We start from the raw sequence: 11494 nt of genomic DNA, 5'->3' as shown, positions 1-11494 counted from the left end.
TTCACGTGAATCGAAGCGGTCGGCCGTGAACCTTATCCTCCGCCACTGTGGGAACGGTAGACTTGAGTCGAACCCCTTTGACGGCGGAGCTGACAGAACCTGGCGTGTCGGGGGTGGGGCCCGCGAAACGATCCGGGCCGGGATAGACGTGGCCGATGGAGACAACCCTCGAAAAGCAGCCGGACCTTGCGGCGGGATATGTGACGAGTAGCGTTCCGCCCGATGCCGCTCTGGTGAATCGCCATCTGGAGAAGATCGTCACCAGCCCGGAGTTTGTCCGGTCTGAGCGCATGGTGAGCTTTCTGCGATTTGTCGTGACGGCGTCGCTGGAGGGCCGACAGGGTCTGCTGTCGGAGCGCCTGATCGGGCGAGAGGTCTTCGCCAAGCCGGCAACGTGGGACCCGACGGTGGATACGATCGTCCGCTCCGAGGCGCGCCGCCTGCGGTCGAAGCTGCAGCTCTACTACGAGAGCTACGGCCGGACGGACGAGCTGCGCATCCATATTCCCAAGGGCGGCTACGTTCCGGAATTCGAGTGGAAGCCTGTGCCTCCGGCCGCTTCCGTGCCATCCGCCGAGGCTGGGTCTTCGCCTGGCACCGCGAACACCCGTTGGCTCGGGCTCGCTGTTGCGCTCCTTCTAGCGCTTGCCCTTCTCGGAGTCGCTCTGTGGCATCGGCATCGCAGCCAGGCTTCGTCTCTGTTCGCGAACGAACCCTTCAGCATTCTTCCGTTCACCTCTGAGATGGGCCGTGAGTTCAGTCCGGCGATCTCACCCGATGGCCGCACCGTCGCCTACGTGTGGACGAATGACGATGGCGGGCCAGACATCTATTTGCGTCCGGTGGAGAATGGTTCGCCCCATGCGCTGAACGCGGTTCCTGCGGTCAGGCTCTTCCCAGCGTGGTCCCCGGACGGTACGCGGATCGCCTTCCTTCAGGTGCATGGCGATGAAGTCGACCTCAACGTGGATCGGCTTCGCGATGGGTCGGAGATCAGCGTGACGCATGTCGCCAAGCAGATCGGGCAGTGGGCGGACGACAACAGCCCTCTGCTCGGAGCTCCTGGGCCTGTCTGGACCAAGGATGGCAAGGGCCTGATCCTCGCAGACTATGATCCCGCGCGGGATTCAGGCGGCATCTTCCTCTTCGATCTCATGGGCCGGCGCACGCCTCTGACTTCCACAAGTGGAGAGGATCACGACCTCTATCCGCGATTGTCTCCAGATGGCACGAAGCTCGCCTATGCACGGTACTCGAGCCATGGTGTTGCAGACCTGTTCGTACAGCCGATGGAGCCACTGGCCAAGCCTCGGCGACTGACCTCCGACAGGAGGGCGATCCAGGGCCTCACGTGGACGCCCGACAGCCGACGCATCCTCTTCTCCTCCAGTCGTACAGGAAGCTTTCAACTATGGTCGGTTCTGGCGGAGGGCGGTGAAGTGAGGATCGCCCCAACGAACAGCTCGTCCGCCGCCGAGCCGGCGATGGCTCCCTCTGGGGACTGGCTGCTGTATGTTGAATCCCACGCGAACTGGAACATCTGGCGGCGACCGCTCGACGGTTCCGCGCGCCCCCCACTGCGGCTGTTGTCTTCGTCGGGACGGAACTACGACCCTCGTTACTCGCCGGACGGTCGATGGATCGCCTTCGTCAGCGATCGCTCCGGAAGTATGGAGCTTTGGGTGGCCGACAGCGAAGGCAAGGGAGCTCGGCAACTGACGCACCTCAACGTTCCATGGCTGGGAGGCATCAGCTGGTCTCCCGGCGGAGATCGGATCGCGTTCGACGCTCGGCCCCAGGATCACTCAGCGATCTTTGTCATCCTATTTGCAGGCGGAGAGCCCCAGCTGCTGGAGCACAATGCATACGAAGAGCGAATGCCGAGTTGGTCTGCGGATGGACGGTCGCTCTACTTTAACTCCAACCGCGATGGGAGTCTGGCAGCGTGGCGTCGATCCTTGGTGGATGGATCGGTCCAGCGAATCGCACAGGCAGGCATCTTCGCCGTTGCGCCCACCGGTCAGGGCCTGATCTACAGCAGCCGGAACGGAGAGCTGTGGAGCAGCGATCTGGATGGAGACCATCCGGCTAAGTTGATGGGAGGGTTGCGCGCGGACCCGGTGATGAGCTGGCTCCCTGTCGACCGCAGTCTTTACCTGAGCCGCTTCGATGCGCGGACCCACGTCTACTCCTTCCTTCGCTATCGTGACGGGCAGACGGTATCGGTGGGTGTGAGCGAAGGCCCGCTCGTGCCGAACGCGCCGGACATCGCAGTCTCCCCCGATGAGCGCTGGCTGTTGTATGCGGGCGAAGACAGCAGCCAGAGCGACCTGAAGATTCGGAAGGCGCGCTAAGCCAGCGTCCGGTCGATTGGCGGGGCTCGGTCAGGCGCAGGTGAGGAGTCTCTTCGGTTCGAAGCGAAACATGTCTTCGAAGGTGCAGTATTCGGGGCAGGCTAACTCCAGCACGGGTTGCGCCTTGACCATGCGCGGGACGTAGGCGCTGATCATGGTGTGATAGTCGTTTCGCTCCTGGGGCGTGAAGCCGTCCAGCTGGTAAGACATCGTCATGTGGAACTGATAGGTGGCGTGGTCTTTGGTTCGAAAACCGAATGCGTCCCCCAACTGATCGCGCAGGGTGCGAAGCTTGCGATTCTCTGCATCATCCACTGGCACGAGGCGCAGGCTGAGGGCGGTCTGATAGTCCGTCGTCGCAGTGGCGTCGATGCGCATGCGCAGGGGGAGTTCGCAGTGGAACCGTGTATCGGCGATGCGCTCGGCGACCATGGCATTGCACTGCTCGATGGTGGTGTCCATCGGGACATACGAGGGCCAGCCATAGATATGCCGGTCGAGGTCGTTGGCTCCGGGAAAGACCGTCATGTGATAACTGTCAGTTGAGGTGAGTCCCAACTTACTCTTGAAGGTTGAGGCTCTCATCCTGTCGTGCAGTTCAACCATGACGTCGCGCAGGGCGCACTGCGACAACAGGTGACAGATGACCGTGTTGCCCGCGAAGTGCCGAGGTGTGCCATCCGGGTTGAACTTGAGGACGGTGTCACGATTGGGAACCGTGCTGGCTTGAGGGACGCCTGGTTCAGCTGCCAACCGCGACGAGAGCAGCATGGCAGAGGATGCAGCGGAGGCTTGGAGAAGGAAGTGGCGGCGCGTCAGCGAAGAGAGGGGAATAGACAACGAGATATCCTTTCCGGCGGGACGCCGGCTGTGAACAAGAAGAAGAGGGAAGAGGTGAGGCCGACGCCTGAGCGCCGGCCTGTTTGTACGGGCTGCCTAGAAGCCGACGCGTAACACGAGTTGGACCTGGCGTGAGGGGTACACGCTGGTACTGCCCGTGAAGCTTCCGAAGCTGGCGCTGTAGGTCGGTGTTCCTGTTGTGCTGTTCACTGAAGCCACGTTCGACGTCGGGCTGATGTAGTTTGTGGCGTTGAGCACGTTGAAGGCCTCGATGCGGAACTCTGCATTGAAGCGGTCTCCGGGGAGGGTGAACTGCTTGTGGGCTGCGAGGTCGAACTGGCCAAATGCTGGTCCGCGAAGGTTGTTGCGTCCCGCAGTGCCGAAGAGCTGCGTTGGCGCGGGAATTGAGATACCCGGGGGTGGGGTGGTGCCGGAGCCGGCTACGAAGTAGCCGTTGAGCGCGCTGTTGGTCTTCACCAATGTGTGTCCGTAGACCGCGTTCGGGGAGCCCGTGAGGTTAGGACGGACGGCGTACGCGGCGCTGGTGGTGGAGACCACCTGATTGCTGCTTGGGGTGTAGGCGAGGTTGATCGGCACACCGCTGGTGGCGACGTTGATCGCGGTGAGCTGCCAGCCTCCGAGCAGCTCCTGCTGCCAGCCCGGAGCGCTGGCGCCGAAGTGGTGACCATGACCGAAGGGAAGATCGGCGATGACTGAGGTCGTATCGTTGAGTGGCTGGTTGTAGCCGGAGGGGCCGCGGTCGGCGGCGGTGTTGCGGATGTTGGTCACTGCCGTATCGCCGTTCTGTGTCTCGAGGTCGGCAGAGGTCAGATCGATGCCCCGGGACCACGTGAAGGAGTTGATCAGGAACAGGCCATTGCGGAAGCGGCGCTGTAACTTGGTCTGGAGCGAGTTATAGACGAGGAAGCCCGCGTTGCTTTCAGTGAGGATGTCAGTGAAGTTGGCGATGGGGCGACGATTGAGCAGGGAGGTTGTGCACTGGCCAGGAGCGCTGACCGGGATTTCGCTGGCGAGGCAGGTGCGGGCCTGGTTGAAATCCTCGAGCGCGGGTATGTGCACAGTATGGTTGCCGACGTAAGCGACCTCCAGGGTGCTCTGAAAGGGAAGCTCCTGCTGGACCGAGAGGTGATAGGCCTGCACGTATGCAGGCTTGAAGTTTGCCGGAGTGTAGCGAGTCTGGGCCTTGATGGTGGAGAAGTTTGTCGGCCCGGCAAAGTTGGTCTGGTAGCCATCCTGCGTGCGCCGGAAGCAGGTGGTCGGATCCTGCGTCAACGAGGAGCACAGACCTTGGCTTGGCGTCTGGTTGGTCGGCAGTGTGGCATCGTAATTGTTGGGGCCATTGTAGGCCAGCAGACCTTCGCCTCCGAAGCGGAAGAGGTACGCATAGCTGATGCCATAGCCTCCGCGCAGAGCGGTCTTGGGCGTTGCCTGGTAGGCAAAGCCCACGCGCGGCGCGACGTTGGTGTGCACCGGATTCACCAGGCCGCGGCTATAGAGCGAGTTACCGCCGACATAGTGGAGGTTATAGACGTTGCCGGGAGCGGTGCTGTTCACGTCGGTGCCACTACCGGCGGCAAGCAGGCGGTCGCCAGTGGGGTCGAAGTTGTAAAACTTATTGTTCTTTTCGTAGTTCGGCGACATGAACTCGTAGCGAAGGCCAAGGTTCAGCGTCAGCGACGAGAGGGGCTTCCAGTCATCCTGAATGTAGCCCATGTGCCAGTAGCGAAGGTAGTCCACCACGTTGAAGGCGTTCAACTGATAGTTGCTGCGCGCACCGAAGAGGAAGTCTGCCAGGTTGGCCGCCTGCGCTGTGGTGGTGCTGCCGGCTGAGCTGAAGGCGCCGGCGTAGGTGTCCTGCCCGAACTTCGGATGGAAGTCGGAGATGATCTGCGACAGCCAGCCGAACTCGTAGCCCACCTTGAGCGAGTGGCGGCCGCGCACCCATGTGTAGTTCACGCGGGGGTTGATCTGCATCGGGTTGTTGTACTGCGGATTGGTCCCCTGCTCGCCGAACTGCGTGAAGCCCGAGACAGCCTGGGCGTTGAGTCCGCCGGTATAGGCGGGATCCGTGGGCACGTTGGGGATGCCTGCAAGGAGGTTAGGCGCGTCGAGGAAGACGGGGCTCTTGCCGCTCTCGGTGAAGGTCTGGCCGTAGCGCAGCTCGAGCACGGAGTTCGTTGTAATTGCCCAGTTATAACCAGCCACACCCTGCCACGTGCGCGCATAGAGTGTGCCGTTGCTGTTACCGCCGGCTGCACCGGGGAACGGTGGCGGTTGGTAATAGCTCACCGCACGCTGGCTATAGCGCGCAAAGCCGTTCTGGCGATCGTTGCGGATGTAGTCCACACGCACATCGCCCTTGTTGTCGACGGTGGGAGCGGCGGGCAGGTATTGGAAGTTGGCTGCGGTTAGCGCCGCGCCCGGAATGTTGGGTGTCGGCAGCAGCTTGAACGCAGCGAGGGCGATCGGGTCGATGTTGGGATCGGTCAGGGGCACTTGCCCGTTGCTATATATCGCGCTGGTGTAAGGGTTCTTGATGGGAATCGGTGTGCCGTTGGCAGTGCCGTCGACGGTGAAGAGGCCGGTGAGTTCGGCGGCTGTGGGCAGAGTGGCGGTAGTAAGTGCGTGCGAGACCGAGCGCAGGCCTTCGTAGTCGACGAAGAAGAACAGGCGATCGCGGCGGATGGGACCGCCGAAGGTGCCACCGAACTGATTTTGCACCAGAGTCGGCTTGATTCCTGTGCCGAAGAACGGTCCGAAGGCATTGAGCACAGTATTGCGGAAGTAGTCGTACGCTCCGCCGTGGAAGGCGTTGGTGCCGCTCTTGGTAGTCGCGTTGACGATTGCACCGCCGGCTCGGCCGTACTCTGCCGAGTAGTTGTCGGTCTGGACCTTGAACTCCTGCAGGGCATCGGGCGAGGGAATTACCGCTTCGTTGGAGTAGCCCTGGTTGGCTTCCTGGTAGGCATTGTTGTCGATGCCGTCCAGGGTGAAGTTGTTGTCCATCGAGGTCAAGCCGTTGACATCATAGGAAGCATCGCGCGGCGGCGTGGAGGCGACCGTCGCGATGAGTGAGCGACGGACTCCCGGGACGAGCTGAGCGAGGTCCGCATAGGAGCGACCATTCAGCGGGAGCGTGACCGCCTCCTGTCCCTGGATTGTCTGACCACGATCGCTCGTTTCAGTTTCCAATAGCGTGGCGGCGCCGGAGACAACGATGGTGTCGGAGGCCTGGCCGATGTCCAGCTTCAGGTCGACTCGCTGCCGGGCTCCCACTTCTACACGGAAGGCATCGGTCTTCGACCCCTGAAAGCCAGGCGCGGACACCGAGACGATGTAGTCACCAGGCTGCAAGCTGTCGAATTCGTAGTTGCCGCCGACATCGGTCTGCCGGCTCACTTTGGTGCCGCGGGCGACGCTGGTCAGGTCCACGGTTGCCGAGTTGATCGAGGCTCCCGAGGGATCCTTGATATTCCCAAGCACGGCACCAGAGTCGAATTGAGCGTCGGCGCGGTGCACTAAACCGACTGCGAGGATCAGAAGGAACCATGGGGCATTCTTTCGCCAACGAAGGAAACTCCAGGAAGGGTTCAAATACAGAGACATCATTGCGTAGGGCTCCTGCAAATCGGTTCAAGGGGACAGCTGAGGGTTATTGCGTTTGGTGTGTCCGACACATGGGTAGCAGGGACGAACCCCTCCTTGAAGCGAATTCACTGTGACGGTAGCGATACTTAGCGAAGCCTCTGCAAATCTGCACTTTGTACAAACGACATGTATCCCGATACAGTGACAGTCCCGTGAACGGTTCACCGACTGTTTACACCGCCAGCGGTAGACTGAGACTGCTTCGCATGCAAACTCTCAAGCGAGAACGCTCCACGGGCGAACCAGCGTCCGTCCCCGCTGCTTCCTTCCACCAGCCCCAACTCGCCCAACGCGAGTTGGTGGACCGCATCGTGAGCAGCCCGACCTTTGCCCGCAGCGCCAAGCTCTGCACGCTCCTCACGCACCTGTGCGACATGACATTCCGCGGACGAGACAACGAGCTGAGCGAACAGACGATCGGTCGCGCGGTGTTTGGCCGCTCGCCGGATTATGACTCGTCCGTGGATGGCATCGTGCGCACACAGGCCAGTCGCCTACGGCAGCGTCTTGATCTCTACTACGAGCAGGAGGGCGCCGAAGAGAAGATCCGCCTGGTGATTCCCAAGGGTGGGTATGTTCCGGTCTTCGCGCCGCGCCGCGTTGCCGAAGAGCCGCCGAGCGGGCACTCAGCCTCTCATCTCTTACCGACTGAACATCCAACACCTCACTTTTCGGCGCAGGTAGTTGCGCCATCGCGTAGTGCCGGCGCGCTCTTGCCCTGGGCTTTGTGTGGTGTGCTGGCGATCGCGGTTGTCGTTACGCTTGCCCTGAACTTTCGTCGCAGCGCGGGTATTCCCCCGGCGCAACATCCACTGTGGAGCCAGATGTTCGAAAAGGGTCGGCAGACGCTAGTCATACCGGCCGACTCCGGTCTTGTGCTTTCGCATGTGTTCGACCAGCGCACGATCTCGTTGAGTGAATACATCATCGGGGACTATCGAAGCCCCAACGGCACGCCGCCTGACCCTTCGATGTCCTCGGCCATGCGCGGACTGCGGACCGACTTCAACGGCCGGCGATATACCTCAATCGTGGATCTGGAAGCGGCAGTAAAACTTGCGGGGATCGCGCAAGCGGCTCAGAACAATCTCCAGGTGCGCTACGCTCGCGACGTGCGGCCCAATGACCTCAAGGATGGCAATGTGATCCTGATTGGCGCGGCAGAAGCCAATCCCTGGGATGAGCTCTTCGAGCGCAATATGAACTTCGTTCTAAAGAACGACTACAAAGCACGAGTCTTCTCAGTCTTCAATCGAGTTCCGCAGGCAGGTGAGGCTGCACGCTACGATTCCGTGGATGGAGATCCTCAGCATCAGGTCTTTGGTGTAGTGGCCTTTGTGCCGAACCTCTCAGGCAATGGAAACGCCCTTATTATCGAGGGGACTTCGATGGCAGGGACTGAAGCCGCTTGGGACTTTGTGTCGGACGATACCGAGCTGCTGCCTTTTCTCAAGAAGATCCAACGGAATCACGGAAAGATTCCGCATTTCGAGCTATTGCTGAGCACCCAGAGCATGGGAGCGAGCGCAGTACACATCAATCTATTGGCGTGGCGCGTGATGGCGTAGGCCGCTAGATCTCAGGCGATGAGCTGTGGTAGCCGTGGTGCACCGCGATCTCAGCTGGCCTGCCGACCTCCACCCGTCACGGGTGAAGGAAGCGGTTGACCTAAGAGGCAGAGTGAAATCGGGTAGCAAGAATGTTTGTATGCAGACTGATTCCGTCGATCACAGCAGACTCCAACAGGAGTTCGAAGTTATTAAGCCTTTGGCCAGATGTGTGAGATTTCTGCAGGATCTCGCCGATCCTGGGATCATTCAATAGGAAGGACTCGCCCGCATCGACAGCGCCCATGGTGGTTCCTTCGACCAGCAGTACCTTGCCATCGTGTTGGAGATTGTCAACAAGAGCGATATACGCATAGCCGCGGTTCGGCGCATCAGGAGACCACGTATAGACCGCGGACTCGCCCTTTTGTGGCGACCGATTTATCACCCGCACGACGTTCGTTGGGCCGTCGTAGACGAAGTGAAAGTTGAGGCCCTTATCGAACACCTCGATCCACGGATTGTGGATAGGTCCACCGGCAAGGATCAGATTGGAGTTCCGAAAATCGGTAACGTGCAGATCACGAGCGTAGACGATCTGATATCGCTCGGAACGGAACTCGGGAAGCGCTCGAAGATGATCCGCGAATCGCAGGTCCACGATGCTTACATAGCGTCGACCTGCAAGCGGAGTCCATCGATAGCCAGCTGGTGTCTGAGCAGCAGGTTCTCGAAGATATGCGCCGGTCATGTAGTCGTTCACTCCAACTTGTGTCCGAGCCAGATTGTCATACATGGTGAGGCCGGCGTCCCCGGGAACAAAAACCGTTGGTTGACCCGCGGTGAAGAGAACGGACCAAAGGGCGTGCGAGACGGACGGGCGGCTCTCCTGGTGAGAGCCCCAATAACGTACTAAGAGTGTGCAACCAATCCCAAGGAGAAATGCGACTCCGGCCAGCAGGAAGGGCCACCGAGCGGACGGGAGAGACTTGATCTCTTCTTCCTCTCCACCGACGGGAGCTAGCGCCGGGCTATTCGCTTCAGGGGAAGAGGGAACTGGCGAAGGCTCAACTGTCACCACCGATCGAGTTTGAAAGACCGGGAGATATCCGCCTCGAGGGACATCGACTCTGATCTCATCGGCATTGCCGTCTTCCTGGTAGTACAAGGCTAGACGCTGCCGGAGCTGCCGGGCGGTGGTGCGAACGATGTTGTCTTCCGCAGAATTGAAGTCCGCAGGCCGCTTGAAGACATGAAGGCCGATCTGCTGCTCGGTGACCTCGTCCTGACGATTCTCTAATTCGGCGATCCCGATATAAAGAAGAAAGGAGCTGAGGCGTGCAGATTTTGCGAATTGGCGGCTCGCTAAGATCGCTTGGAGTGCAATCCACCGAGGGTCGGACTTCGGCCCGGAGTATGTCATACCGGGGTTTTGCATATCGTCCAGAACGCTGGGTGTAGCCCCTTCAGTTGCTCGCACTGCGTGGAGAATACCTGGGCCATGTGTCAGTTTGTTGAATGTGTGGGCCTGGTTTGTTACTGGCACATGATTCACCGGGGTACCCCCTCCGTAGACCTTCCGTAGACCCCCTGCATTTTCGGCTCCCTTGAAGGAGGATGCAGGTGTGATGACCGCAAAAACCTTGTCTTCTCATTGCGTGAGTGCTGGACGTGTGCCTCGTTGGGAGTGCATCCGCCCTATGCTCCGCCGTTGTGTGCTTGTCCTTGTGTTTTGTGTCGCGTTCGTTTCGGCACACGCTCAGTTAAGCAAGAGCACATCCGCCATCTCGAATTCACGCGCAGCTGAACGTCATCTGGTAATCATCTCGGTGGACGGCCTGATCGCTCAGACTGCGCTCGATACGAGAACGCTCGGACTCCGCACCCCCAACCTCAACGAGATGCGAGAGGGTGGCGCAGCTTCTGAAGGACTCGTAGGTGTGTTCCCGACGCTTACCTATCCCAGCCACACCACGATCGTCACGGGGAAAGACCCTTCAGAGCACGGCATCGTAAGCAACACGCTATTCGACCCTGAAGGGAAGATGCGTGGAGCCTGGATGTGGTTCTCTGAACTCATCCAAGTTCCGACCCTTTGGGATGCTGCGCACCATGCGCACCTGACTACCGCGGGCGTCTTCTGGCCTGTGACGGTGGGAGCCGCTATCGATTGGAACTTCCCCGAGTTCGGGCAGCCGGAGAGCCAGGAGCAACTTCTTCTTCAACACGCGTTGAGCACGCCCGGGCTGTTCGCGAAGTTCGAGAAAGCAGAAGGCGCAAAGGAGATCACTTCCCATGTGCCCGACTCGCGCAGGGCTCAGCAGGCAGCCTTCCTGATCCGCAACTACAAGCCCAACCTGCTTCTCGTACACCTGACTGACCTCGATCATGAGGAGCATATCTATGGACCAGGGAGCCGCGAAGCGTACAGGACGCTGGAATCGATCGACGAAGCCATCGGTGAAATCCGCCGCGCGGTAAACGACGCAGGACTATCCGACCGCACCTCATGGTTGATCGTCAGCGATCACGGATTTCTTCCCGTGTCGAAGGATTTCCAGCCGAACGCCTTTCTCAACAGTCTCGGTCTGGCGGCTGAAGCCTCCAAACCGAACTGCTGGAGGGTGGCGGCCCAGATCACAGGGGGCACGGTCTCCTTCAGAGTGAGAGACCCAAAAGATGAGGCCGCAAAGGCGCTTGTTCAGGGGACTCTCGAACGAATGAAGGCCGAGGGCACATGGGGTATCGGCACGATATTGGATCGGGCCCAACTTCAGAAGAGGCATGCTTTTCCAGATGCTTTTCTGGCTGTAAGCCTGGCTCCTGGATATACGAATGGATCCGCGCAGAGCGGGCCCTGGGTGACATCTTCCGGGGAGACGCGGGGGATGCACGGTTATCTGCCCGGGCCGAAAGAGCTCGACGCAACCTTCATCGCCTATGGTCCGGGCATAAGACCACAACATCTTGCCCGAGCGGAATTGAAGGACGTCGCTTGCACTGCCGCAGCTCTGCTTGCCATCGATTTTCCGACTGCCAGTTGTCAGAATCTGCTTCCCCACATAGACCCCAATCACCAATAGC

General features: G+C 60.1%; 6 protein-coding genes. 3 read left to right on the top strand and 3 right to left on the bottom strand.

Annotation, left to right across the window (positions count from 1 at the left end; genetic code table 11):
* Positions 1-155 precede the first annotated feature (155 nt).
* The gene (locus AC5E6W_RS17805; RefSeq protein WP_491753676.1) at positions 156-2354 is read left to right on the top strand and encodes a hypothetical protein; all 2199 of its coding nucleotides are present in this window, start codon (positions 156-158) and stop codon (positions 2352-2354) included.
* A 30-nt stretch (positions 2355-2384) separates the two neighbouring features.
* On the opposite strand, the gene AC5E6W_RS17800 is transcribed toward AC5E6W_RS17805, so the two are convergent.
* Both AC5E6W_RS17800 and AC5E6W_RS17795 read right to left on the bottom strand, forming a co-directional pair.
* Positions 2385-3194: a DUF1868 domain-containing protein gene (locus tag AC5E6W_RS17800; protein ID WP_491753675.1), complete on the bottom strand. Its 810-nt coding sequence runs from the start codon at positions 3192-3194 to the stop codon at positions 2385-2387.
* A 96-nt stretch (positions 3195-3290) separates the two neighbouring features.
* Entirely contained in the window at positions 3291-6824 is a 3534-nt protein-coding gene (locus AC5E6W_RS17795) for an outer membrane beta-barrel protein (protein WP_491753674.1), read from the bottom strand.
* 245 nt (positions 6825-7069) lie between these two features.
* On the opposite strand from AC5E6W_RS17795, the gene AC5E6W_RS17790 reads away from it, so the two are divergent.
* Positions 7070-8431 (top strand): hypothetical protein, encoded by a 1362-nt coding sequence (locus AC5E6W_RS17790; RefSeq protein ID WP_491753673.1) that lies wholly within the window; start codon positions 7070-7072, stop codon positions 8429-8431.
* Positions 8432-8531: 100 nt separating this feature from the next.
* Here the strand turns inward: AC5E6W_RS17790 and AC5E6W_RS17785 are convergent, their stop codons facing one another.
* Positions 8532-9965 carry a hypothetical protein gene (locus tag AC5E6W_RS17785; RefSeq protein ID WP_491753672.1) on the bottom strand — a complete coding sequence of 478 codons (1434 nt, stop codon included), beginning with the start codon at positions 9963-9965 and terminating at the stop codon, positions 8532-8534.
* Positions 9966-10038: 73 nt separating this feature from the next.
* Here AC5E6W_RS17785 and AC5E6W_RS17780 point away from each other — a divergent pair, with 73 nt between their 5' ends.
* Positions 10039-11493, top strand: coding sequence for an alkaline phosphatase family protein (locus tag AC5E6W_RS17780; protein ID WP_491753671.1), 1455 nt, complete (start codon positions 10039-10041; stop codon positions 11491-11493).
* The last annotated feature ends 1 nt before the right edge of the window (position 11494 follow it).

Source organism: Bryocella sp., from assembly GCF_058498515.1.
The sequence above is the reverse complement of the archived record's forward strand: the minus strand, read 5'-3'. Positions and strand labels throughout refer to the sequence as shown.